The organism is Flavobacterium sp. (assembly GCF_043722275.1).
In the GTDB taxonomy this organism is placed as follows: domain Bacteria; phylum Bacteroidota; class Bacteroidia; order Flavobacteriales; family Flavobacteriaceae; genus Flavobacterium.
Genome location: NZ_JAYSPC010000105.1, coordinates 1 through 23,426 on the forward strand (window position 1 = coordinate 1; position 23,426 = coordinate 23,426).

Here is a 23,426-nt window from a genome sequence, read left to right on the forward strand (position 1 = left end):
GTTGAGCCGGCGGAGGGACTCGAACCCACGACCTGCTGATTACAAATCAGCTGCTCTAGCCAACTGAGCTACGCTGGCGACTCATTACGGGTGCAAATATAGAGCGGTTTTTCGTTTTACCAAAATAAATCTGCACTTTTTTATACTTTTTTTTGCTTACAATTGGTTGATTTTAGCAATCAATTGATTAGCAGTTTCTTCCAATTCAACATTGATTTGTTTGAAGTGTGCTTTTTTGTTTTCAACGTTTTTAGCATTCACTTTTGTGATCAAAGTATCAAAAGCAGCGATTGCTTCATCGATCAAAGTGTTAGTTTCCGGAGTAGGATTTCCTGTTGTAGACATTTCAAATAAGTAAATTGCCTCTATAATATCTCCTAATACGAAGTTGATGTCTTTCTTTAAATTTTTAACGTTTGCCATTTTCTTTTTAATTTTAATTTGCGACTGCAAAAGTACATATAATCTTTTTATTAAGCGCTATGAAATGTAAATTTCTAAAATAGAAGCTTTTCCGCTCAAAATAAATGCATTTATCTCAGCCGGAACTAAAACCGTATCTCCTTTTATATAGGATTGTTTGAAACCGTCATATTCAATTTCAAAACTTCCGTCGATACACATATAAACCGTAAAAGTTTCTCCGGATTTTTCAACTTCAACTTTATTCTCTAACGGAATAAAATTCGTTGTAAAATAAGGACAATCTACAACTTCGTTTGAAGTATCAGGTTTTCTCTCATATTTTTTCTGAGTTTCTACCTTATTATAATTAATTGCATCAAGTGCCAATTCAACATGAAGTTCTCTGGTATTTCCCTGAGCATCTTTTCGATCAAAATCATATAAACGATACGTAATATCAGATGTCTGCTGAATTTCGGCAACAACTAATCCTGCGCCAATAGCGTGAACGGTTCCGGTTTCCAGAAAGAAAACATCACCGGCTTTGGCTTTTACATCATCTAAAATCGAAACTAATGTTTTACCATTTAAATGTTTCAGATATTCTTCTTTACTTGAATTTTCCTTAAAACCTACAATAATTCTGGAATCGGGATCCGCCTGCATTACATACCACATTTCGGTTTTACCAAAAGAATTATGACGTTCTTTTGCTAATTTATCATTGGGATGAACTTGTATCGAAAGATCTTCGCGCGCATCCAGATATTTAAAAAGCAACGGAAATTGTTTTCCAAAACGGCTATAAACTTTGGTTCCCAAAATTTCGTTTGGTGTTTCATCAATGAGTTCCATCAACGATTTTCCTTTCAAAACTCCGTTTGCAACAACACTTACATCGCCTTCAACGGTTGATAATTCCCAGCTTTCGCCAGTTATCTTAGATGAAATTGGTTTGTTAAGCAGCGTTTTTAATTTTTCTCCGCCCCAGATTCTATCTTTTAAGATAGGTTCAAATTGTAAAGGATACGATTTTGGATTCATGTTTTTTGGTGCTAATATCTTTATTAATCTAATATCAATCTGATACTATTTTTTTACTTCTACAATACTAATTCTTTAACTGTTGCAAGAGCTTTCGGGATGTGTTTTGCGGCATTCATGCTATCAAAAATCAAAATAACAACACCATTTCTGTCAATTACATACGTTACTCTTCCGGGTAAAAGACCAAATAAATTATCGCGAACCCCAAAAATGTGTCGTAATTTTTTATCCTGATCAGATAAAAGTATAAAAGGCAATTGATGTTTATTAGCAAATTTATGATGCGATTTCACGCTATCACTGCTAATACCAATAACCTCAGCGCCTAAATCCTTAAAATCTTCGTATTGATCTCTAAAACTACAAGCTTCGGTTGTGCATCCAGGCGTATTATCTTTTGGGTAAAAATAAATCACAAGTGGTTTTCGTCCCAAAACACTTTGGCTTTCAAAAACTTCTCCATGACTATTTTTTGCAGTAAAATTCGGAACTATATCTCCTATTTTTAGTGACATTTATTATTCTCCTTTATAAGTTACAAAATTGCGGTCCGTTTCATTCAAAACGATTTCCAGATCAAAATCGGGTTGAATTCTTTTTCTAATTTTATTCCATATCACAACAGCAATATTTTCAGCAGTTGGATTCAAATCCTGAAATTCCGGAACATCCATATTCAGATTTTTGTGATCAAACGGAATCTCTACTTCTTCGAGTATAATATCCGCTAATACTTTCACATCGAGAACAAAACCAGTTTCAGGGTCAACTTTTCCTGTAACACTTACTGTTAAACCATAATTATGACCATGAAAATTGGGATTATTACATTTTCCAAAAACAGCATTGTTCTTTTCAGATGTCCAATCTTTTCTGTGCAATCGATGTGCAGCATTAAAATGCGCTTTTCTTGATATGGTTACTTTCATTTTGGTGGTTGGTTAGTCTGGGGTTAAATTTTATGGTCTTCTAAATAATGATCAAATTCATCAAAAATTATTTTAAACCAAACGGTATAAATTTCGGGTTGTTTTTCAATATCTGCTTTTACATCTTCAATTGTCATCCATTTCCAATCTTCAACTTCTTCAGGATTTATGGCAGGATTATCATTATAATATCCTATCATAACATGGTCTAATTCATGCTCTGTTAAACCGTTATCAAAAGGTGCTTTATAAATAAAATGAAAAAGTTCTTTTAGTTCAGCTTTAAAACCCATTTCTTCAAACAATCTTCTGCTTCCTGCCTCAACGTTTGTTTCTCCTTCACGCTGATGGCTGCAACATGTATTGGTCCAAAGTAAAGGCGAGTGATATTTGTGGTGAGCACGCTGCTGAAGCATAATTTCGTTTTTATCATTTAAAATAAAAACTGAAAAAGCGCGATGTAAAACTGCTTTTTCATGTGCTTCTAATTTTGGCATTAAGCCAATTTGCTCGTCGTTTTGGTTTACTAATATTACGTTTTCTTCTATCATAGGGATTATTGATCAAACAAAAATACGAAAAAAGAAATGGCTTGAAAATCCTAAGCGAGATTGTGAAAAGTTTAACGAGCATCACATTTTACAAAATTTTGATTAGCAGCAAAATACAAATTACAGAGATCCAAAAAACCTTAAAAATTAAGCCTTAAAAACTATAACCTTTTGTTTTACGTAAATAAAGAAAAGTTAAAACATACTTAAAAAAATCTCAATTGTAAAGTACACGACATTTCAAGGCGAAATCTAGTTGTATTTTTGAAATCACAGAATTAAAGCACTCAAAAACAAATGAAAACAAAAACCCAAATCTTCAGCCTTTGCTTTTTAATTCCGCTTTTTATATTGCAGGCATGTGGACAAAATGCAAAAAAACAAAATACCAAAACAGTTGTCATGGAAAACAAAATCACGAAACCGGGAAATCCTTATTATTCGAATACTGATACAACGAAATTAAACGTTACTAATGCCGAATGGAAAAAAGTATTACCTGAAGATGTTTATGACGTAATGCGTAATGCAGATACCGAAAGACCTTTTACAGGAAAATACTGGAATACAGACGAAAAAGGAACTTATTATTGCGCTTCATGCGGAAATAAACTCTTTAGATCCGGCGCTAAATTTGCAAGCAGTTGCGGATGGCCAAGCTTTTTTGAACAAGACAACAAAAAAAGTGTAATCTATAAAAATGATAACTCTTTGGGAATGGAAAGAACCGAAGCTTTATGTGGTCGTTGCGGCGGACATTTAGGACATTTATTTGATGATGGACCTGAACCAACAGGAAAACGTTATTGCATGAATTCGATTGCACTTGATTTTGTTCCTGATACTAAATAATTAAGATAATAAAAACATGAAAAATATATTTTTGATTTGCGTTTTGGCATTATCCTTAAACGGATTTGCACAAACTGCTACAGCAAAAAACACTTCAAACTTTGAAACAATTACGCTAGGCGGAGGTTGTTATTGGTGCGTTGAAGCTGTTTATGAAAATTTAGACGGAGTAAAATCTGTAGTTTCCGGTTTTGCCGGAGGAAATGTTGCCAACCCAACTTATGAAGAAGTTTGCACAGGAACAACCGGTCACGCCGAAGTAGTTCAGATTACGTACGACAAAACAAAAACCGATCTTAATGAAATATTCAAGGTTTTCTTTACCGTTCACGATCCTACAACTTTAAACCGTCAAGGTGCTGACGTAGGAACTCAATATCGCTCTGTGATTTTCTACAAAAATGCCGAACAAAAAAATGCTGCAACAAGTATTATTGCCGAATTAAACAAAGCAAAAGTTTACGGCACTCCTATTGTAACAAAAGTAGAACCTTTTAAAGCATTCTATAAAGCCGAAGATTATCATCAGAATTATTATGCAAATAATAAAAACCAACCGTATTGCAAAATGGTAATTCAGCCAAAAATTGAAAAATTCGAAAAAGTTTTTAAAGACAAACTAAAAAAGAAATAACAGACTTTTATATTGGTTAATAATAGTTGCCGTTCATGAAAATGAACGGTTTTTTTGTGTTTTTTTTGCCACGAATTTTTTCTGCATAAAATTTAATTGTAATTCGCGAAAATTCGTGAAATCGTGGCAAACTCTTTTCCAAATCCAATTCATATTTTTTGTAATTTGCATCGGACTAAAAAACAAAAATCAATCATCAAAAACCATCAAATGAAGCAATTATTCTTATTCTTTGCCTTATTAATTTCAACTTTACAAATTCATTCTCAGGAAAATTTACCAACAGATTATCTTTCAAAAGAATTTCATAAAGGTCGTCGAGAAGCTTTTAGAAATTTAATGCCCGCAAATTCTGTTGCCGTAATTTTCTCTTATCCCGAAAGAGTTTTTTCAAAAGATATCAATTATAATTTCCACCAAAATCCCGATTTATTTTATTTATCAGGATATAAAGAACCGGATGCAGTTTTAATTCTTTTTAAAGAAGTACAGGGAACTGAAAAATACAACGAAATTCTTTTTGTTCGAGAAAAAAATGCTTCTCGCGAAATGTGGACAGGAAGACGTTTGGGAGTTGATGGCGGAAAATCTAAACTAGGAATTACTACTGTTTATAACGGAAAAGACTTTAAAGATTTTACAATTGATTTAAAGAAATTCGACAAAATAATTTATGATAATATCCCAACCGATATTAGCAACGATAAAAGCGGATTTGATCTTTACGGATTATTAGAAACCTTTAAAACTAAAGCCGGAATTACAATTGAAGATAAAACTTCAGTAGATTTATTTACAAACATTACAAACTCACTTCGAGAAATAAAAACTCCCGAAGAAATGGATTTAATGCGTAAAACAGTCAAACTTTCCTGCATTGCGCACAATGAAGTCATGAAAGCCGTAGGTCCGGATATGAGCGAAAACGAAGCTGACGGAATTCACGCCTATATTCATAGACATTATGGTGCCGAAGGCGAAGGCTATCCGCCAATTGTAGGCGCCGGCGCAAATGGCTGCATTTTACATTATGGAGAAAACAACTCCACAAAAATCGACAATCAGTTATTATTGATGGATGTAGGATCAGAATATCACGGGTATTCGGCTGATGTTACAAGAACAATTCCCGCCAACGGAAAATTTACCGAAGAACAAAAAGCCATTTATCAATTAGTTTATGAAGCGCAGGAAGAAGTTTTTAAAATTTGTAAACCTGGAACTCCAATCCAGAATTTGACTCAAAAATCAAAAGAAATTGTTGCTGCGGGATTAATCAAACTCGGAATTATTACAGATCCTAAAGATGTTAGAATATATTATCCGCATGGATGTTCGCATTTTCTGGGTTTAGATGTTCATGACAAAGGAAATTATATGGGCAATCTTAAAGAAAATATGATTTTGACTGTTGAACCTGGAATTTACATTCCGGCAAATAGCAAATGTGATAAAAAATGGTGGAATATTGGTGTTCGTATCGAAGATGATATCGCGATCACAAAAGATTCATATGAAAATTTATCTGCCGAATCTCCGAGAAAATGGCAGGATGTTGAAAAACTGGCAACACAAAAAAGCAATTTTAATGAAATGAAATTTCCTAAAATATAATTTAGAGTACAACGATATTTTTGCCACGGATTAAAATGATTCGCACAGATTAATTAAGTTAAAATTTAAAAAAATCTTTTTAATCTTTTTAATCTTTTTAATCTGTGGCTAAAAAAAAAATACAAGCTAAGCCTCGTTTCTCTCAAAACGAGGTATTTTTATGCAGAATTTTCACGTACTTTGTATTCCTAAAAATATAAAAAATGAAAGCACTTACCTTTTCTTCTTTCGGAAATTCTGACGTTTTAGAATATATCGAAATTCCGAATCCTGTATTAAAAACCGATGAGATTTTAGTCGAGATGAAAGCCATTGGATTAAATTTTGCCGATGTTTACAGACGAAAAGGAAACTATCATTTAAAAGGAAATCCTCCTTTTATTGCCGGTTATGAAGGTGCCGGAATTATAGTCGACGCAAACAATCATCCCGAATACAAAGTTGGAGATCGTGTGGCTTTCGCCGATGTTCCTTTTGCCAATGCAGAATTAGTTGCAGTAAATACAAATCACGTTCTTCCTTTACCGGAAGGAATTTCTTTTGAAACCGCAGCTTCAATTTTATTACAAGGTTTAACAGCACATTATTTAGCAACTGACAGTCATAAAACCGCAAAAGGTGAAACTGTTTTAATTCATGCCGTTGCCGGAGGCGTTGGACAATTTCTAACACAAATAAGCAAACTTTTAGGCGCGAATGTTATTGGTTTAACCTCATCGCCTGACAAAGCAAAAGTGGCCATTGAACAAGGTGCAGATCATGTATTTCTATATAACGAAGATTGGAAATCAGATATCTTCAAGACAATCCCAAATGGAGTTGATGTCGTTTATGACAGTATCGGAAGTACTTTAAAGGACAATTTTGAAGTTACAAAAGAATGCGGACAAGTTGTTTTCTTCGGAATGGCGGGTGGAGATCCTGAACCTGTAGATCCCAGAATGTTAATGGATACATCCAAAACTTTAACCGGAGGAGATTTATGGAGTTATTTAAATTCTAAAGAAGAAAGAATCAAAAGATCCAGTCAGTTATTCCAGTGGATTATCGAAGGGAAAATTACGCTTTCAAAACCAACTTCCTTCAAATTATCCGAAGGAAAATTAGCGCATGATTATCTTGAAAGCCGAAAAAGTACGGGGAAAATTATTTTGATTCCTTAGTATAAAATCAATATAAATTTTCGCCACAAATTCACAAATTATTTTTCACGCAGATTTAAAAAGATTTAGGCTGATGAACGTTGATTTTTTTCACAACTGAATTTAAATTAATCTGTAAGAATTTCTCATATCCTTTTCTCAATCTTGTCATTTCGACGAAGGAGAAATCGCACCAGAAACTCTACAATCAAAATCACCAATCTTTGTCGATTTACAAGTGTGATTTCTCCTTCGTCGAAATGACAAAAATAAGCATAAAAATTCGTGTTTTATCCGCGTTTTCGCTTTAGCGGATCCGTTTTATCCGCGTACTTCTCCACAATCCCGCTTCGTTAAAAATTCAATCCAACCCTACAACTGATTTATTTCAATTTTCGTCAATGCAGATAATTGTAAAATCCTGCCCACATCTTCTTTATTTGCTACAAAAAACAAATAATTATCTCCTTGTGTGTCGTACGTCATTAATTCTAAATCTCGTTTTCCTAATGCCGTTTGAATATACGGAAACAAATCGTGACTATAGGTTTCTTCCGGATAGTTGAAATTAAGATCTTCGCCAATCATTTCTGAAATGAAGTATTCTGCATCTTCGGGACCAAATTTCCAATCGCTGTTCCAGCAATCTATTATTTCAAAAAAATCCCAATGCCCTTCAACAATTGCATGATATTCTTTTGTCTCTTTTTGATAATTTTTGAAAAGTTTTTTCGATTGTCTTTTCAGTTCTTTTTCTTCAATATCTCCTCTTGAAACTAATTGGATAAATTCTTCAAAAATTTCCTGAGTAACTTCAATTTCATCAGGAATTAAATTTTCCTGTGATGGAAGCTCAATATTTTCAGGCAATTTAATATTTAAATATTCACAAATTCCCTGTAAAACCTTTTCGAACTCTTTAAATCCTATTTTCTGAATATCGGTTTTTGGATCTTTTATATCAATAGACTCTGTTTCTAATATTCCTTTCGTATAATTTACAAAATGACCGCCGCTATATAATATTTTGAAATCATTTGTCTCTAAACTATTCGTAGAACAAAAAAAGATGACGAAATTATGCAAAACATGTTTCAGGTATTTTTTTACTTCAGGAGTTGGCTCTGTGTAAAACTGAATATGAATATAATCGAATTCTAATTCCTGAAGCATTTGTTCTTCAGTAACTGGCCCAATATCTATTTTTTTATACAATTCATTTAAAACTCCATAAGCATTTTTTAAACCTGCCTTTTTAATTTCATCATGCGCTTCTTCATAATCAAATGAACCGGGAAATGAATATAAATTTACTAAAACTGTATCGTGAATTCCATGAATTTTAAATTCAAAATTATTTATCTCATTGTACAATTTTGAATAAATAGCATCCAAAACGTCAAACGAAACTATGGATTTCAGATCATTATTTCTGCCAAAAAAATTAGAAAAAAAGTCTTTCATGAATATCTTATTTTAAAGTTTCCGCAATCATTAAAGCACATTTCTCACCATCAATTGCGGCTGATATAATTCCGCCAGCATAACCTGCTCCTTCTCCACACGGATATAACCCTTTTATTTGTAAATGTTCGTACGTAATTGCATCTCTCGGGATTCTAACCGGAGATGAAGTTCTGCTTTCCGGTGCATGTAAAATAGCTTCATTGGTCAAATAACCACGCATTGATTTCCCGAATTCTGTAAAACCCTCACGTAAAATTTGCGATAAGAAGCCCGGAAATACCTGTCCCATTTCTACCGAAGTTGTTCCCGGAACATATGATGTTTTTGGGATATCTGCCGAAACTTTATTTTGCGTAAAATCGACCATTCTTTGCGCCGGAACTTTTTGAGTTTCTCCTGCTAAATACCACGCTTTTTGTTCGATACTTTTTTGGAATTCCATTCCAGCTAAAGCTCCAAATTTTGCAAAAGGTTTAAAATCTTCTAATTTTAATTCGATTACAATTCCGGAATTTGCCGTAACCTGATCACGTTTTGATGGCGACCAACCATTTGTAACTACTTCGCCAGGACTTGTCGCACAAGGCGCAATTACACCTCCCGGACACATACAAAATGAATACATTCCGCGACCGTTAACTTGTTTTACAATAGAATATGGCGCCGGTGGTAAATGTTCGCCGCGATAATCGCAGCTATATTGAATACTATCAATCAATTCCTGTGAATGCTCTGCACGAACTCCCAAAGCAAAAGGTTTGGCTTCGATAAAAATTTTCTTTTTATCTAATAGTTCAAAAATATCCCGCGCCGAATGTCCTGTGGCTAAAATCAATTTACTTGATAGGATTTTATCCCCGTTTTGAGTAACTATTCCTTCCACTTCATTATTCTTTACCAAAATATCGGTTACTCGCGTATCAAATAAAACCTGACCGCCAAATTCGATGATTTTATTTCGAATATCTTCTATGATTTTAGGCAATTTATTTGTCCCAATATGCGGATGAGCTTCTACCAAAATATCTTCAGAAGCGCCAAAAGCAACCAGAAGTTCTAATATTCTCGTAACATCACCACGTTTTTTAGAACGTGTATATAATTTTCCGTCAGAATACGTTCCTGCTCCGCCTTCTCCAAAACAATAATTAGAATCTTCGTTAACGATATGATCTACATTTATCGCTTTTAAATCACGACGGCGACCTCGAACATCTTTTCCGCGTTCAACTACAATTGGCTTTAAGCCTAATTCTATTAATTGCAAAGCTGCAAAAAGTCCGGCTGGACCTGCTCCAACAACAATTACTTCCTGAGCCGAAGAAACATCTTTATATATAGGCAGCTCGATTTTAGTTTCCTGAAAAGGATCGCCTTGTAAATAGATGATTACTTTCAAATTGATTTTTATCGCTTTTTGGCGCGCATCAATTGATCGTTTTAAAATAGAAATATGTTGAATTTCCTTTGGAGAAACCTTTATTTGTTTAGACAAATAGTCTTTTAGCAACAATTCGTCTGCTGCTATTTCTGGAGAAACTTGTAATAGAAGTTCTTTTGGCATTTTTTATGGATTCTGAAATTTTATGGAAATAACTTATAAATATCTTCCCGTCTTGCAAATCTAGCAAGTTCTATGACTTCTTCTTCAAAAAAAAATCCTAATCTATATTTTCCAATTCTAATTCTATAAGCTTCGGAATGACCTTTCATCTTTTTTATGTTTGGAATCTTTTGAATACTTTCAACATTTTCAAGCATAATAATTACCTGAATAATATCATCTTTTAGAGTAGAATCTTTTATTTTTATCAAATCTTTAGAAAATAATTTTCCAAATATGACTTTCATGATTTTAAGATTTTCATGATTTCTTCTCTTGAAACAAATTCTGATCTATCAACTTCCTGCATCAACATCAGCAAACCGAAATCTTCTTTTTCCTCATCAGACAAATTACTAAATTGATTTGACTGAATGTTTTTTACATAAGCCTGAACAGCATTCTCTATCAAACCTTTGACGCTGGTTTTTTCAAAAATTGAAATCACTTTCAATTTTGTTAAAGTTGCTTCATCTATATCTATTAGCTTTCTCATTTGAAATAAATTTTATACAAATATATACCGTATATACTATATATACTATTTAATTAATTAGTATTGTTAAATCCATTTTCAAATTAGACTTTGTACCTTTGCAACTCTGTCCCGAACTTTCGGGATTAACCTTAAAAAAAATGTCTAGAAAAATAAAATTGATTTGGGATTTTCGTGGTCCGGCTTCTGAAAAAACAGCTGAACATCACGAAATTCATTTAAAAGAATATATTGCTATTGAAAAACTTGCGCTAAATATTACTGGTTTTAAAATCATAAACGAAATGCATGCAACCGCTTTTATGGTTGTCACCGATGAAAATATGATTCAGGTAAGAGATGCCTTGAAACCGCATCGTGGAGAAGTATATATTGAATAAAATTCCAATTTTGAAAAAGCTTAAATAAAAAATTCCAAATTCCAAACTATCGCTAGCATTGGAATTTGGATTTTGACTTTTTACTATTCTAAAGTTGGAATTTGGAATTTAACTTTAGTTAGCAACTTCACTAATAAATTTAATTCGCATCAAACGTAGTTCGTCGATATCATAATCGCCATCAAATTCTTTAAGAGCATCTTCGATTTTATCTGATTCTGATTCCATGAAGTAATCATGAATTTCTTCCTGCTGATCTTCATCGAGCATATCATCAACCCAATATTTTATATTTAATTTTGTACCGGCATATACGATCATTTCCATTTCTTTGATCAAAGCATCCATTGAAAGACCTTTTGCAGAAGCAATATCTTTAAGTGATAATTTTCGATCTATATTTTGAATGATATATAACTTATTAGCTGAATTTACTCCTGTAGATTTTACTACTAAATCGTCTGGTCGAACGATATCATTATCTTCAACATAACGATTAATTAAGGTAATAAAATCTGCTCCGTATTTTTTAGCTTTTCCTTCACCAACTCCGTGAATATTGAATAATTCAGTTAAAGTGATTGGATATTTCAAGGCCATATCTTCAAGAGAAGGGTCCTGAAAAACAACAAACGGAGGAACTCCAAGTTTCTTGGCTACTTTTTTACGCAGTTCACGCAACATTCCCATCAAAACTTCATCGGCAGTTCCTGATGATTTTGCTGCGGTTACGATGGCTTCGTCTTCAGATTCATTGTATTCATGATCTTCAGACATCATAAATGAAACCGGATTTTCAATAAAGTCTAAACCTTCTTTAGTGATTTTCACCACTCCATAGGTTTCGATATCTTTTGATAAATAACCTGCTACTAAAACTTGTCGCAATAATGCCATCCAATATTTTTCGTCGTGATTTGAACCTGATCCAAAAAATGATTGTATATCTGTTTTATGTGCTTTAATTACCGCGTTTATTCTACCTATTAAAGTAAATACAATTTCTTTTGACTTATAAATATGTTTTGTATCGCGAACAATTTCAAGTAATTTAACAGCCTGATCTTTTGCTTCAACTTTACTTTTAGGATTACGAACATTGTCGTCCATATCTGCGCCTTCTCCGGTTTCACCGTCAAATTCTTCACCAAAATAATGGAGTAAAAATTTTCGGCGTGACATTGAGGTTTCGGCGTAAGCCACAACTTCCTGCAAAAGGGCAAAACCAATTTCTTGTTCTGCAACTGGTTTTCCTGACATGAATTTCTCCAGTTTTTCTACATCTTTATAGGAGTAATACGCCAGGCAATGTCCTTCGCCTCCATCACGTCCGGCGCGACCAGTTTCCTGATAATAGCTTTCTAATGATTTTGGAATATCATGATGAATTACAAAACGAACGTCTGGTTTGTCGATTCCCATTCCGAAGGCAATTGTTGCCACAACCACATCTACGTCTTCCATAAGAAACATATCCTGATGTTTGGCGCGTGTTTTGGCATCTAAACCTGCGTGATAAGGAACGGCACTTATTCCGTTAACTTGTAAAACTTCGGCAATCGATTCTACTTTTTTACGGCTTAAACAGTAAATAATTCCGGATTTGCCTTTATGTTGTTTGATAAATCGAATGATATCCGATTCAATATTTTTAGTTTTTGTGCGAACTTCGTAGTACAAGTTCGGTCTGTTGAATGATGCCTTAAAAGTATTCGCATCAGACATATCAAGGTTTTTCAGAATATCTTCCTGAACTTTTGGGGTTGCGGTTGCGGTAAGTCCAATAATTGGAACCTGACCTAATTGTTTGATTATATTTTTCAGATTTCTATATTCCGGCCTAAAATCATGACCCCATTCTGATATACAATGTGCTTCATCAATAGCAACAAACGAAATAGGCACACTTTGTAAAAAAGCCACATATTCTTCTTTAGTCAAAGACTCCGGAGCAACATATAAAAGCTTGGTTAATCCGGAAGTAATATCTTTTTTTACTTGTGCAATTTCTGTTTTAGTAAGGGAGGAATTTAACACATGCGCAATTCCGTTTTCTGAAGAAAGGCTTCTGATCGCATCAACCTGATTTTTCATTAGAGCAATCAAAGGAGAAACAACAATAGCTGTTCCGTCCTGAATTAAAGCGGGTAATTGATAACAAAGGGACTTTCCACCGCCAGTAGGCATGATTACGAATGTATTTGTCTGACCTAAAATACTCGTAATGACTTGCTCCTGCAAACCCTTAAATTGGCTAAAGCCGAAATACTTCTTTAATTCCTTGTGTATTTCAATTTCGTTTGAATTCATTCTTTATATTAATGGTATTTTGTATAAATTTGCAACACATAAAGATACAACTTTCTTTTATACATACAAATTTTAAATATTCTGTTTTGATCACAAAAGAAAATATATTGGCGATCGCCAAAAAAACAATACTCTCTGAAAGTGAAGCAATTACAAAGCTAATTGATTTTTTAGACGAAAATTTTTACGAAGCAACACAACGCATTTACGAAACCAAAGGTCGTTTGATCGTTACGGGCATCGGAAAAAGCGCAATTATCGCTCAAAAAATGGTCGCCACTTTTAATTCTACCGGAACACCATCTATGTTCCTGCACGCCTCAGAAGCTATTCACGGTGATTTAGGAATGATTCAGAAAGAAGACATCATAATTTGCATTTCTAAAAGCGGAAACAGTCCTGAAATAAAAGTTTTAGTACCGTTATTAAAACGTTTTGGAAACATTTTAATTGCCATTACCGGAAATATAACTTCATCTTTAGCCAAAGGTTCTGACTATGTCCTGAACACAACGGTTGAAATGGAAGCTTGCCCGATAAATTTAGCGCCAACAAATAGTACAACTGCACAACTTGTTATGGGTGATGCTCTTGCGGTTTGTCTAATGGAAATGCGCGATTTTAAACCTGAAGATTTTGCCGTATATCATCCAGGCGGAGCTTTAGGCAAAAAATTATTGCTTCGCGTAAAAGACATGATTGAACATTCGTTAAAACCAATGGTGACTCCTGATACCTCAGTTAAAAAAGTTATTTTTGAGATCTCTGAAAAAAGATTAGGGGTTACGGCTGTGATCGAAGATGATAAAATAATTGGAATTATTACCGATGGAGACATCCGAAGAATGCTAAATGACGTAGATACTATTGCTGACTTAACTGCAAGGGATATTATGTCAGAAAACCCTAAATTAGTATCTTCGGAAACTATGGCGGTTGACGCTTTAAACATTTTAGAAGATTTTTCGATAACACAACTGATTGTTTCAGACAACGGCGAGTACAAAGGAGTATTACATTTACATGACATATTAAAAGAAGGAATCGTATAATGGCAAAAAAAAACCTTGGCGAGATGTCATTTTTAGACCATCTTGAAGAATTAAGATGGTTATTAGTTAGAAGTACAATTGCAATATGCATCATGGCATTTGCGGTTTATTTTATTAGTGATTATTTATTTGATCAGATTATTTTAGGACCAATACGACCTACCTTTTTTACTTATGTCTGGTTTTGTGATTTATCGCATCAATTGGGTTTTGCAGACAGTATTTGTATTACTGAACTGAATTTTATTATTCAGAATACAGAAATGGAAGGACAGGTTAATATTTTTGTATGGATGTGTCTTCTAGCCGGTTTCATTTTAAGTTTTCCTTACATTTTATGGGAACTTTGGAAATTTATCAGTCCTGCTTTATATGAAAAAGAGCGTAAAAATGCTAAAGTATTCATTTTCACTTCTTCATTACTTTTCTTTTTAGGAGTATTGTTTGGGTATTACATCGTTATCCCAATGTCAGTAAATTTCGTTGCTACATTCTCTGTGAGTGATGTTGTAAAAAACCAATTCACGCTTGAATCATATATGGGAATGGTAAAAACGAGTATTCTTGCCAGCGGATTGTTTTTTGAATTACCTATAATTATTTATTTCTTAACAAAATTAGGATTAGTAACTCCTGTTTTCTTAAGAAAATATTGGAAATATGCCGTTGTAATTATTTTAATTATTGCAGCAATCGTAACTCCTCCAGACGTAGTTAGTCAAACTATTGTAGCAATACCTATGTTGCTTATTTACGAAGTGAGTATCCTGATTTCGAGGATTGTTTATAAAAATAAATTGAAACAAAATGTCTGATATCATACAAGAATTTAACGACTATCGTTCTAAAATGAACGAAAAATTACTCGCTGATAATAACAAAATCGTAAAGCGAATTTTTAACCTTGACACGAATGCTTATGCAGCCGGAGCTCTTGACGTAAAAACAAAAGAACTTTTAGGATTAGTGGCTTCGGCAGTTTTACGTTGTGATGACTGCGTAAAATACCACTTGGAAACGAGCCATAAAGAAGGTGTTACAAAAGAAGAAATGATGGAAGCAATGGGAATCGCAACTCTTGTTGGAGGAACAATTGTAGTACCTCATTTACGCAGGGCTTACGAATTTTGGGAAGCTTTAGAAGAAGCTGAAACTAAATAATTGTTAATACGTTTATTTGTTGAATCGTTTATTCGTTAATTTGTGACGAATAAACGATTCAACGTTTAAACGATTAAACTTAAAAAATGAAATTAAGAGCCGATAATTTAATCAAAACCTATAAAGGTCGCAGCGTTGTAAAAGGAATTTCTGTTGAGGTAAATCAAGGAGAAATTGTTGGGCTTTTGGGACCAAATGGTGCCGGAAAAACGACTTCATTCTATATGATTGTAGGATTGGTAAAACCAAATCAAGGTAATATTTATCTGGATGATTTGAATATTACAGATTATCCAATGTACAAACGTGCTCAACAAGGAATTGGTTATTTAGCACAAGAAGCTTCTGTTTTTAGAAAATTAAGTATTGAGGATAATATCTTAAGTGTTTTGCAATTGACTAAACTTTCAAAAGAAGAACAAATTGCAAAAATGGAAAGTCTAATTGAAGAATTCAGCTTAGAACATATTCGCACGAACCGAGGAGATTTACTGTCCGGAGGAGAACGCCGTCGTACCGAAATTGCACGTGCATTAGCAACAGATCCAAAATTCATTTTATTAGATGAGCCTTTTGCGGGAGTTGACCCTGTTGCGGTTGAGGACATCCAGAGAATTGTTGCTCAGTTAAAAAATAAAAATATCGGGATTCTGATTACGGATCACAACGTTCAGGAAACTTTAGCAATTACAGATAAAACATATTTAATGTTTGAAGGAGGAATCCTGAAAGCCGGAGTTCCTGAAGAATTAGTTGAAGACGAAATGGTTCGTAGAGTTTACTTAGGTCAAAACTTTGAACTTCGTAAAAAGAAACTTGAATTTTAGTGTAAAAAAAGTTTACAGTCGCAGTTTTTAGTCTCAATGATAACTGAAAACTGCGACTGAATACTAAAATCTATTCAACGGTTATAAACTGCAATTGTTCTATATCTCCGTTGTAAATATTGACATCAACTCTGTGTTTGATTCCGGGCAAAGATGCTTTTTCAGTAAATTGCCAAAAAAGCCAATCATCTTCAATTTTTTCTCTGTAGAAGTTGTAGTTGGCTATCCAAAATAAATATTCTCCAAATTCTTCTTTCAAGAAATCAGCATAATAGCGTTCGCCGGTATAAATTATTGGACGAACCTGATAATGTGCCTCAACTTTAGTCAGCCAGCGTTTTAATCCTTTTTTCAAACTATCCAAAGGTTGATTTTTAGGTAATCTTTCGATATCTACAACGGGTGGCAAATCGCCTTTTTGCAATTTTACTGTTTTAATAAAAAGATTTGCCTGCTCAATAGAATTTTCGTTCGGACGATAATAATGATAAGCTCCGCGCATAATTTTATGTTCTTTTGCGCCTTCCCAATTTTTTTTAAATTGCCTGTCTACTCGGTCATTTCCTGCTGTGGCACGGATAAAAACGAATTGAACCGGATATTTTTCTTCTAAAATTTCAACTTCGTCCCATTCTACTTTTCCCTGAAATTCAGATACATCAATTCCTATTACTTTTCCTTTATGATTCTCGAGAACCTGAATATTTCGAACATCCGAAAGGTGTTTATCGACCTCATCTTCATCTAAAACTTTACTTGACTTAAAGCCAAGATAATATGCCAGTCCATCACGATAATGATAAACTGCTGCAAATAAAATCAAGAACAAAAAAGAGAATACAATAAAGCGAATCATCTTACTGAAAACAGATCGGCTGGATTGAGATTTGCGAGAGTAAGAAGTTCGTCGTGTCGTTTTTCTTGCCATTGGAATAAAACTACTTTTTCAAAAACATATTATTGACAACCGATAACAACACATAAAAAATTATAAGTAACGGGATCGCAAGATATTGAAGCGTAATTACCAAAAGTAACGAAATCAATAAAAACACTATTTGAAGGACATTATCCTTTACAGTGAATTTCTTGATTTTTAATGCAAATAATGGAATTTCGGCATTTAAAATATAGGCACTACATAACACAATTATAAGTAAAACCCATTGATTGGTTAAAATTTCCAGCATCAATAAAGAATCTGAAAATTTTAATACTAAAGGTAAACTTAAAATAAAAAGTGCATTTGCAGGAGTTGGCAAACCTATAAATGAATCGGTTTGACGTGTATCAATATTAAAATTTGCTAATCGATAACAAGAACCCAAAGTCACTATAAATCCTAAAAACGGAATTATTGGACTTGTCCCTAATTCGTGTGCGCTATTTACAAACATAGAATACATGACGTAACCAGGCACAACTCCGCTGGTAACCATATCTGCCAAAGAATCTAATTGTAAACCAAGCGGACTTGATACTTTAAATAATCTGGCAAAAAAACCATCAAAAAAATCAAAAAAGATTCCTAAACAAACCATGTAAAAAGCCATTAAATAATCGTTTTGTGAAACGAAAACTACTGCGATACAACCACAAAATAAATTGATTAATGTGATTAAATTAGGAACGTGTTTTTTAATATTCATGTTTTATAGTTTTATTTTTGCAACGACAAATTTCGCATAATAACTGACAATTATTACTATTAGTAATAAAAATTATTACTAAAACTTAAAAATGATTACCATTCTAAAACGGTAATTATTAAAACGTCTTTAAAAGAGTCTTTTCCATTCAAAATTCTGACTTTTGCATTATTTATCAAAAGGAATAAATTTGCTGAGTAAAATATTATATTTTTGGTAAAAATTAAAACAGACTTCGGTTTGCTAAAAAATATCCGTTGAAGAAAATCTTTGTGCTTTTATTATTATGGAGTTGTACGTTACAGTATGCGCAAACCGCTCGGAAATATTCGAACGAATTTATGAATATTGGTGTTGACGCTGCCGCATTAGGAATGTCGAGTGCCGTTGTAGCTTCTACAAATGATGTCAATTCTGTTTACTGGAATCCGGCTGGTTTAACCAATCTCGAAGATCATCAGATATCATTGATGCACGCGAATTATTTTGCGAATATTGCGCAATATGATTATATAGGATATGCAAGCCCGATTGATGACAGAAGTGCGTGGGGAATTTCGATGATTCGTTTTGGTGTTGATGATATTCTTGATACGACACAATTAATTGACAATCAAGGAAATATTGATTACAATAGAATCAGTTTATTTTCGACTGCTGATTATGGTTTTACTTTTTCTTATGCGAGAAAACTACCCGTTGAAGGACTTCAATATGGTGTAAACGCAAAAATAATCAGAAGAATTATTGGAAAATTCGCGAATTCCTGGGGATTTGGTTTTGATGTTGGACTTCAGTTTGAAAGAAACAATTGGAAATTCGGATTAATGCTACGTGATATTACAACTACTTATAATGTCTGGAATATCGATGAAGAAGAATATGCGAAAATTGCGAATGCAATTCCGGGAGAAAACAATGAATTACCTGAAAGTACCGAAATAACTTTACCAAAAGCACAATTAGGAGTATCGAGAAAATTTGAATTCCATAATGATTACAGCCTTTTAGTTGCTACTAATTTGAATATGCGTTTTGAACAAACGAACGATATTATTTCTACAAAAGCGGTAAGTATTGATCCTGCTGTAGGATTTGAATTTGGATATACTGATCTTGTATTTTTAAGAGCCGGCGCAGGAAATTTTCAGAATGTTACGCAATTAGACAATACCGAAAAAGTTAACTTTCAGCCTAATATTGGTCTTGGTTTCAAGTACAAAGGCATTCAGGTTGACTACGCTTTGACTGATCTGGGAAACCAAAGTACTGCTTTGTACTCAAATATATTCTCTTTGAAAGTAGATTTAGGTATCTTTAGATAAAATTATAACACAATAAACTTCTTAAAAATTTTAAATTATGAAAAATGTCATTTTCAAAAAAACACTTTTTAGTTTACTATTATTATTAAGTTTTGTTGGTTTTAGCCAAAGTTTGCCTTTATCTAAAGAAGCAAAAATAAGCGTGATTACTTGCGGATTGGGCAATGAAACCTATTCTTATTTTGGTCATAATGCAATTAGAGTCGCTGATCCGGGAAACAATATTGACGTTGTATATAATTATGGTGCTTTTGATTTTAGAACGCAAAACTTTGTTGCCAAATTTGCGAAAGGAGATTTAGATTATTTTGCAGTTGTAAGCTCTTTTTCTGATTTTATAAACGATTATAACTATGAAAAAAGAAGTGTTTTTGAACAGGAATTAATTATTCCTCAAGATTTAAAACAGAAGCTTTTTGATAATTTAAATACTTCTTTACTTCCGGAAAACAGATCGTATACTTATAAATTTATTGATAAAAACTGTACTTCGATGGTAGTAAATGTCATCAATACAAGTTTAGGAGAAAACGTAATTGTAAAAAAAGGAGAAACAGATATAACCTACCGCTCTATTTTATTTCCTTATTTTGATGGACATTTTTATGATCAATTAGGAACAAGTATCATTTTTGGAACAAAAGTAGATCAATTAGGAACCAAAATATTCCTTCCGTTTGAATTGAAAAATAGCTTAGAAAAAATCACTTATCAAAATCATTCTTTAGTTGACAAAACTAAAACGCTTCTTAGCTTTAAAAAAGAAACACCAGGCTCATGGTGGAATAACGTTTATACTTATTTGTTTATTCTTGGATTTGTTGTTTTAGCGCACAACAAAATAGTTGATAAAATCTATCTTTTGATTGTATCATTAATCGGTTTATTTTTTGTTTTGATGGGATTTTATTCGTTTCACCAAGAACTGGCAATGAATTATAATGTACTTTTATTTAATCCGTTATTATTGATTTTGATTTTCCTGTCTATAATAAAAAACAAAAGATGGACGTATCGCTTTGCAGTTTTACATTTGCTTTTTCTAATAGTCTACGGAATTTTCATGATCAATAAAGCGCACTTTTTTATTGTGTTGCCAATGATCATAACAAGCGGATTTGTTTTAGTAAGAGTAGCAATTCGAAATAAAAAACGTATTCCGATTATTATCTAAATTATTGTCCGCGATAAAATAAAACTGTAGTAATGGTTTTGAAAGTAATACTCAAATCCAGAAATATACTTCGATGTTTGATGTAATATAAATCGTATTGTAATTTTATCAAACTCTCTTCAATAGATTCTCCATACGAATAATTAACTTGCGCCCAACCGGTAAGTCCTGGCCTAATAACGTGCCTTGTTTCATAAAAAGGCATTACACGGGCTATTTCTTCAACAAAAAATGGTCTTTCAGGTCTTGGTCCAATAACCGCCATATCTCCTATTAAAACATTAAAAAATTGTGGTAATTCATCTATTCTTGACTTACGCATCATTTTTCCAAAAGGAGTTATTCGCCTGTCATTTGAAGTTGCAAAAACAGCTCCATTTGCTTCTGAGTTTTCGATCATTGTTCTAAACTTATATATTTTGAAAATGATTCCGTTTTTGCCAACACGTTCCTGAGTGTAAAACAATGTTCCTTTATTTGCAAAAAGGTTTCCAATAAAAATTAAAGGAATAAAAACAGCGCAAATTAATAAACCTGTAACTGAACAGAAGAACTCCATAGAACGCACCAAAAAAAGGTAAAGCCTATTACTGTTACTTCTGCTAAAGGGGAAAAAGCGATAAAAATCTCTCGCAATATATTGTACCGGAATACGCTGGGTTTTACTTTCATAAACCTGGGTATATTCACGAATGACATTTCCGGATTCTAATAAATGAAGTAATTGTTGGTATAAATCAGCAGTAATTCCGTCTGTTTTTTGAGAAGCAATCACAATTTCAGAAACCTGGTTTTTGATTACAAAATCTTCAAAATCATTCTTTTTAATTTCTTTTACATAATGAAAATCCAAATCTTCTTTAGAAATTGAATCGGAATTTACAAAGCCAATAATTTTATAATGCGGGTCAACACTTTCTAATCCTAAGACTAATTCTTCAACTTGATTTTGATCGCATATTAAAACTACATTTTGAGAAAAACGATGTGACGCGAGGAAATAAACATAAAATAAACGCCATAGCAATAATGTACCAAGAATAGTAAAATAAAAGATAAATATAATTAGTCGCTGTTTAGGCAATTCCGGAGATAAAACGGGAGTAAACAAATACGCTAAACTTGTAGCTGTAGTTGTGAACATTACACTTTGAAGAATTTGAAGCTGATTACTTGCAACTTGCAAATTGTACATTTCAAATATAACACCAAAAATATATACATAACTAAGAAGCAAAACGATACTTAAAAAATTACTTGCATCAAAAACAAAGTAATTATAATTAAATATTAAACTTAATATGTATAGCGCTGATAAAATAAAAATAGCATCAAAAACAAGAAGTAAAATTCTTCTTTCCGAAATTTCGAAATGCATTTTGTTGTTAGAAAACATTTATTCAATTGGTTTAGGGCTTAAACTTGAGGCAAATGTATTATAAAAAAAGAGACTTTAGTCTACGGAATTTTCTGGCTTTTCAGGAATTTTTACTTGTACTAAAAGCAATGATAATGCATAGACAAAAGCTGGGGCAGCGGTTCGCATTGCAGCGTGATTTATAGTTAACATCCAGAAGACAAAAAAGGACAGAAAATATAAATGCTGTTTATTATTGATGTACACAACAAATGGAGTTATAAAAAGTATCAGAAGACCAAAAATCCCAAATAAACCATGCTCACTTAGCATACGGGTAACTTCATTATGCGAAGCAGCTTCTTCACCAAATGTTTCTTTTCGGATTTGTTTTCCCATTCCGGCTCCAATTCCTAAAATAGGATTATCCAGAAAAATCGTAAGTTCTTCGTTCATAATCCCTTCTCTTCCACCCAAACGATCTTTTTTTACTCTTCCGGCGGCGTCCTGATTAGCGTAACGTTTCTCTATAAGCCCGTTAGTCTGAACAGAAGAATAAGTCCAAACGCCAAGTCCCATTAAACCTGTTAAAATAAAAACCCACACAAACTTACTTTTACCTTTGGCATTTGAAAAAATATACAATAAAGATAATAAGCAAACAATCATCATGACGGCAGTTATAATCCCTCCTCTCGAAAAGGTTACAACTCCTCTATAAGTGATAAAAATTAATAAAACGCCATTTATCAAGATTGCCTTTTTTGATTTTGAGAATAATATTAGTTGCGTAAAAAAAACGAACATGCCTAAACCTAAAGCTGTAGAAACCTGATTAGGACCAAATCCGCCAGAAGTTTCAAAATTAGATTGTGTTCCGGTTACAACATCTCTTACGCTGGGATTAAATAAAAACAAATAGATTGTTGTACTTACAATTGGCAATCCCATTGCAACTACTATATTTTGTAAATCAGAAAATAAAATTCTTCTTTTAAACATATAAATCGACGAGATCGCCAGACATACGGGTCCTGATAAATTGAAAACTAATGATTTTTTTATATCTACATCATAATTAATTACAGTAGACGTTATTAAAATTCCCGGTATCAATAAAATCAAAAAGAACCAATATATAAATGCATTTGTGGAGAAATTGCTGTAAACCATGCCTAATAGCATGAAAAAAATAACACTTGTTTTAACAAACTCATTATTAAAATTTCCTCCTGTCATTCGCAAAAAAACCTCAACCCCAACTAAATAAGCCGAAATCAATATAACTTCATTGTTTTTATTTTTAGATCTATAGACAATAAAAAAACCAACAATTATGATTGCCAGAGCATATATCCGAGACAAAAGAGGTGCAACAAATATTATTATTGCAATAATTACATGAATTAGAAGCAGAAGATTATATGATAAAGAAAGTTTTTTCATTAATT

At 33.0% G+C, this 23,426-nt stretch carries 25 protein-coding genes and 1 tRNA gene; 11 read left to right on the plus strand and 15 right to left on the minus strand.

Annotated features, from left to right (window positions below):
* Positions 1-4: 4 nt before the first annotated feature.
* From ACHZDT_RS12925 to idi, 6 genes are all read right to left on the minus strand, one after another.
* Positions 5-78: transfer RNA gene (locus tag ACHZDT_RS12925), tRNA-Thr, on the minus strand.
* Positions 79-156: 78 nt separating this feature from the next.
* Positions 157-423 (minus strand): hypothetical protein, encoded by a 267-nt coding sequence (locus ACHZDT_RS12930; RefSeq protein WP_394775043.1) that lies wholly within the window; start codon positions 421-423, stop codon positions 157-159.
* A 57-nt stretch (positions 424-480) separates the two neighbouring features.
* Positions 481-1,449, minus strand: coding sequence for a type I phosphomannose isomerase catalytic subunit (locus ACHZDT_RS12935; protein WP_394775044.1), 969 nt, complete (start codon positions 1,447-1,449; stop codon positions 481-483).
* Positions 1,450-1,508: 59 nt separating this feature from the next.
* A complete protein-coding gene (locus ACHZDT_RS12940; RefSeq protein WP_394775045.1) occupies positions 1,509-1,967 on the minus strand; it encodes a peroxiredoxin in 459 nt (152 codons plus the stop codon).
* Positions 1,968-1,970: 3 nt separating this feature from the next.
* A complete protein-coding gene (locus ACHZDT_RS12945; RefSeq protein WP_394775046.1) occupies positions 1,971-2,381 on the minus strand; it encodes a 6-carboxytetrahydropterin synthase in 411 nt (136 codons plus the stop codon).
* A 23-nt stretch (positions 2,382-2,404) separates the two neighbouring features.
* Positions 2,405-2,932 (minus strand): isopentenyl-diphosphate Delta-isomerase, encoded by a 528-nt coding sequence (gene idi / locus ACHZDT_RS12950; RefSeq protein WP_394775047.1) that lies wholly within the window; start codon positions 2,930-2,932, stop codon positions 2,405-2,407.
* Between the two features lie 297 nt (positions 2,933-3,229).
* Here idi and msrB point away from each other — a divergent pair, with 297 nt between their 5' ends.
* The 4 genes from msrB to ACHZDT_RS12970 all read left to right on the plus strand — a co-directional run bounded on the left by msrB (position 3,230) and on the right by ACHZDT_RS12970 (position 7,195).
* Positions 3,230-3,784 carry a peptide-methionine (R)-S-oxide reductase MsrB gene (gene msrB / locus ACHZDT_RS12955; RefSeq protein ID WP_394775048.1) on the plus strand — a complete coding sequence of 185 codons (555 nt, stop codon included), beginning with the start codon at positions 3,230-3,232 and terminating at the stop codon, positions 3,782-3,784.
* A 16-nt stretch (positions 3,785-3,800) separates the two neighbouring features.
* Complete coding sequence (gene msrA / locus ACHZDT_RS12960; protein ID WP_394775049.1) at positions 3,801-4,418, plus strand: peptide-methionine (S)-S-oxide reductase MsrA; 618 nt, start codon at positions 3,801-3,803, stop codon at positions 4,416-4,418.
* A gap of 210 nt (positions 4,419-4,628) precedes the next feature.
* Entirely contained in the window at positions 4,629-6,032 is a 1,404-nt protein-coding gene (locus tag ACHZDT_RS12965) for an aminopeptidase P N-terminal domain-containing protein (protein WP_394775050.1), read from the plus strand.
* A 203-nt stretch (positions 6,033-6,235) separates the two neighbouring features.
* On the plus strand, positions 6,236-7,195 hold the full coding sequence (locus ACHZDT_RS12970) for a quinone oxidoreductase family protein (RefSeq protein ID WP_394775051.1): 960 nt from the start codon (positions 6,236-6,238) through the stop codon (positions 7,193-7,195).
* Positions 7,196-7,546: 351 nt separating this feature from the next.
* Here the strand turns inward: ACHZDT_RS12970 and ACHZDT_RS12975 are convergent, their stop codons facing one another.
* The 4 genes from ACHZDT_RS12975 to ACHZDT_RS12990 are packed head-to-tail and all read right to left on the minus strand — an operon-like array spanning position 7,547 to position 10,740.
* Positions 7,547-8,638, minus strand: coding sequence for a hypothetical protein (locus ACHZDT_RS12975; protein WP_394775052.1), 1,092 nt, complete (start codon positions 8,636-8,638; stop codon positions 7,547-7,549).
* 7 nt (positions 8,639-8,645) lie between these two features.
* Entirely contained in the window at positions 8,646-10,205 is a 1,560-nt protein-coding gene (locus tag ACHZDT_RS12980) for an NAD(P)/FAD-dependent oxidoreductase (RefSeq protein WP_394775053.1), read from the minus strand.
* Positions 10,206-10,225: 20 nt separating this feature from the next.
* Entirely contained in the window at positions 10,226-10,492 is a 267-nt protein-coding gene (locus tag ACHZDT_RS12985; RefSeq protein WP_394775054.1) for a type II toxin-antitoxin system RelE/ParE family toxin, read from the minus strand.
* Positions 10,489-10,740 (minus strand): hypothetical protein, encoded by a 252-nt coding sequence (locus ACHZDT_RS12990; protein ID WP_394775055.1) that lies wholly within the window; start codon positions 10,738-10,740, stop codon positions 10,489-10,491. The genes ACHZDT_RS12985 and ACHZDT_RS12990 overlap by 4 nt, the downstream gene beginning before the upstream one ends.
* A gap of 140 nt (positions 10,741-10,880) precedes the next feature.
* Between ACHZDT_RS12990 and ACHZDT_RS12995 the strand changes: the two genes are divergently transcribed.
* Positions 10,881-11,120 carry a hypothetical protein gene (locus ACHZDT_RS12995; RefSeq protein ID WP_394775056.1) on the plus strand — a complete coding sequence of 80 codons (240 nt, stop codon included), beginning with the start codon at positions 10,881-10,883 and terminating at the stop codon, positions 11,118-11,120.
* 114 nt (positions 11,121-11,234) lie between these two features.
* Here the strand turns inward: ACHZDT_RS12995 and recQ are convergent, their stop codons facing one another.
* The gene (recQ, locus tag ACHZDT_RS13000) at positions 11,235-13,430 is read right to left on the minus strand and encodes a DNA helicase RecQ (protein ID WP_394775057.1); all 2,196 of its coding nucleotides are present in this window, start codon (positions 13,428-13,430) and stop codon (positions 11,235-11,237) included.
* Positions 13,431-13,516: 86 nt separating this feature from the next.
* Here recQ and ACHZDT_RS13005 point away from each other — a divergent pair, with 86 nt between their 5' ends.
* The 4 genes from ACHZDT_RS13005 to lptB all read left to right on the plus strand — a co-directional run bounded on the left by ACHZDT_RS13005 (position 13,517) and on the right by lptB (position 16,470).
* Positions 13,517-14,482 (plus strand): SIS domain-containing protein, encoded by a 966-nt coding sequence (locus tag ACHZDT_RS13005; protein ID WP_394775058.1) that lies wholly within the window; start codon positions 13,517-13,519, stop codon positions 14,480-14,482.
* Positions 14,482-15,297 carry a twin-arginine translocase subunit TatC gene (tatC, locus tag ACHZDT_RS13010; RefSeq protein ID WP_394775059.1) on the plus strand — a complete coding sequence of 272 codons (816 nt, stop codon included), beginning with the start codon at positions 14,482-14,484 and terminating at the stop codon, positions 15,295-15,297. The genes ACHZDT_RS13005 and tatC overlap by 1 nt, the downstream gene beginning before the upstream one ends.
* On the plus strand, positions 15,290-15,643 hold the full coding sequence (locus tag ACHZDT_RS13015; RefSeq protein ID WP_394775060.1) for a carboxymuconolactone decarboxylase family protein: 354 nt from the start codon (positions 15,290-15,292) through the stop codon (positions 15,641-15,643). The genes tatC and ACHZDT_RS13015 overlap by 8 nt, the downstream gene beginning before the upstream one ends.
* 86 nt (positions 15,644-15,729) lie before the next feature.
* Positions 15,730-16,470 carry an LPS export ABC transporter ATP-binding protein gene (gene lptB / locus ACHZDT_RS13020; RefSeq protein ID WP_029272155.1) on the plus strand — a complete coding sequence of 247 codons (741 nt, stop codon included), beginning with the start codon at positions 15,730-15,732 and terminating at the stop codon, positions 16,468-16,470.
* A gap of 70 nt (positions 16,471-16,540) precedes the next feature.
* Here lptB and ACHZDT_RS13025 read toward each other — a convergent pair whose 3' ends face one another.
* Together ACHZDT_RS13025 and ACHZDT_RS13030 are read right to left on the minus strand one after the other, a co-directional pair.
* The gene (locus ACHZDT_RS13025) at positions 16,541-17,398 is read right to left on the minus strand and encodes a glycoside hydrolase family 25 protein (RefSeq protein WP_394775061.1); all 858 of its coding nucleotides are present in this window, start codon (positions 17,396-17,398) and stop codon (positions 16,541-16,543) included.
* A gap of 10 nt (positions 17,399-17,408) precedes the next feature.
* A complete protein-coding gene (locus tag ACHZDT_RS13030; RefSeq protein ID WP_394775062.1) occupies positions 17,409-18,119 on the minus strand; it encodes a CDP-alcohol phosphatidyltransferase family protein in 711 nt (236 codons plus the stop codon).
* A gap of 341 nt (positions 18,120-18,460) precedes the next feature.
* On the opposite strand from ACHZDT_RS13030, the gene ACHZDT_RS13035 reads away from it, so the two are divergent.
* Entirely contained in the window at positions 18,461-19,444 is a 984-nt protein-coding gene (locus ACHZDT_RS13035) for a PorV/PorQ family protein (protein ID WP_394775134.1), read from the plus strand.
* Positions 19,445-19,481: 37 nt separating this feature from the next.
* Complete coding sequence (locus ACHZDT_RS13040; protein ID WP_394775063.1) at positions 19,482-20,618, plus strand: DUF4105 domain-containing protein; 1,137 nt, start codon at positions 19,482-19,484, stop codon at positions 20,616-20,618.
* A gap of 1 nt (position 20,619) precedes the next feature.
* On the opposite strand, the gene ACHZDT_RS13045 is transcribed toward ACHZDT_RS13040, so the two are convergent.
* Both ACHZDT_RS13045 and ACHZDT_RS13050 read right to left on the minus strand, forming a co-directional pair.
* On the minus strand, positions 20,620-22,014 hold the full coding sequence (locus tag ACHZDT_RS13045) for a sugar transferase (protein ID WP_394775064.1): 1,395 nt from the start codon (positions 22,012-22,014) through the stop codon (positions 20,620-20,622).
* Positions 22,015-22,071: 57 nt separating this feature from the next.
* Entirely contained in the window at positions 22,072-23,421 is a 1,350-nt protein-coding gene (locus ACHZDT_RS13050; RefSeq protein WP_394775065.1) for an O-antigen ligase family protein, read from the minus strand.
* Positions 23,422-23,426: the final 5 nt, after the last annotated feature.

Excerpts from the sequence above, each read along its gene's own strand:
- ACHZDT_RS13035 (WP_394775134.1), top strand. The coding sequence starts at position 18,461 with ATGAATATTGGTGTTGACGCTGCCGCATTAGGAATGTCGAGTGCCGTT.
- ACHZDT_RS12985 (WP_394775054.1), bottom strand. The coding sequence starts at position 10,492 with ATGAAAGTCATATTTGGAAAATTATTTTCTAAAGATTTGATAAAAATA.
- ACHZDT_RS12975 (WP_394775052.1), bottom strand. The coding sequence starts at position 8,638 with ATGAAAGACTTTTTTTCTAATTTTTTTGGCAGAAATAATGATCTGAAA.
- msrB (WP_394775048.1), top strand. The coding sequence starts at position 3,230 with ATGAAAACAAAAACCCAAATCTTCAGCCTTTGCTTTTTAATTCCGCTT.
- ACHZDT_RS13015 (WP_394775060.1), top strand. The coding sequence starts at position 15,290 with ATGTCTGATATCATACAAGAATTTAACGACTATCGTTCTAAAATGAAC.
- idi (WP_394775047.1), bottom strand. The coding sequence starts at position 2,932 with ATGATAGAAGAAAACGTAATATTAGTAAACCAAAACGACGAGCAAATT.
- ACHZDT_RS13050 (WP_394775065.1), bottom strand. The coding sequence starts at position 23,421 with ATGAAAAAACTTTCTTTATCATATAATCTTCTGCTTCTAATTCATGTA.
- ACHZDT_RS13040 (WP_394775063.1), top strand. The coding sequence starts at position 19,482 with ATGAAAAATGTCATTTTCAAAAAAACACTTTTTAGTTTACTATTATTA.
- ACHZDT_RS12940 (WP_394775045.1), bottom strand. The coding sequence starts at position 1,967 with ATGTCACTAAAAATAGGAGATATAGTTCCGAATTTTACTGCAAAAAAT.
- ACHZDT_RS12965 (WP_394775050.1), top strand. The coding sequence starts at position 4,629 with ATGAAGCAATTATTCTTATTCTTTGCCTTATTAATTTCAACTTTACAA.
- ACHZDT_RS12980 (WP_394775053.1), bottom strand. The coding sequence starts at position 10,205 with ATGCCAAAAGAACTTCTATTACAAGTTTCTCCAGAAATAGCAGCAGAC.
- ACHZDT_RS13045 (WP_394775064.1), bottom strand. The coding sequence starts at position 22,014 with ATGTTTTCTAACAACAAAATGCATTTCGAAATTTCGGAAAGAAGAATT.
- lptB (WP_029272155.1), top strand. The coding sequence starts at position 15,730 with ATGAAATTAAGAGCCGATAATTTAATCAAAACCTATAAAGGTCGCAGC.
- ACHZDT_RS12990 (WP_394775055.1), bottom strand. The coding sequence starts at position 10,740 with ATGAGAAAGCTAATAGATATAGATGAAGCAACTTTAACAAAATTGAAA.
- ACHZDT_RS12945 (WP_394775046.1), bottom strand. The coding sequence starts at position 2,381 with ATGAAAGTAACCATATCAAGAAAAGCGCATTTTAATGCTGCACATCGA.
- recQ (WP_394775057.1), bottom strand. The coding sequence starts at position 13,430 with ATGAATTCAAACGAAATTGAAATACACAAGGAATTAAAGAAGTATTTC.
- tatC (WP_394775059.1), top strand. The coding sequence starts at position 14,482 with ATGGCAAAAAAAAACCTTGGCGAGATGTCATTTTTAGACCATCTTGAA.
- ACHZDT_RS12930 (WP_394775043.1), bottom strand. The coding sequence starts at position 423 with ATGGCAAACGTTAAAAATTTAAAGAAAGACATCAACTTCGTATTAGGA.
- msrA (WP_394775049.1), top strand. The coding sequence starts at position 3,801 with ATGAAAAATATATTTTTGATTTGCGTTTTGGCATTATCCTTAAACGGA.
- ACHZDT_RS12970 (WP_394775051.1), top strand. The coding sequence starts at position 6,236 with ATGAAAGCACTTACCTTTTCTTCTTTCGGAAATTCTGACGTTTTAGAA.
- ACHZDT_RS12995 (WP_394775056.1), top strand. The coding sequence starts at position 10,881 with ATGTCTAGAAAAATAAAATTGATTTGGGATTTTCGTGGTCCGGCTTCT.
- ACHZDT_RS12935 (WP_394775044.1), bottom strand. The coding sequence starts at position 1,449 with ATGAATCCAAAATCGTATCCTTTACAATTTGAACCTATCTTAAAAGAT.
- ACHZDT_RS13025 (WP_394775061.1), bottom strand. The coding sequence starts at position 17,398 with ATGGCAAGAAAAACGACACGACGAACTTCTTACTCTCGCAAATCTCAA.
- ACHZDT_RS13030 (WP_394775062.1), bottom strand. The coding sequence starts at position 18,119 with ATGAATATTAAAAAACACGTTCCTAATTTAATCACATTAATCAATTTA.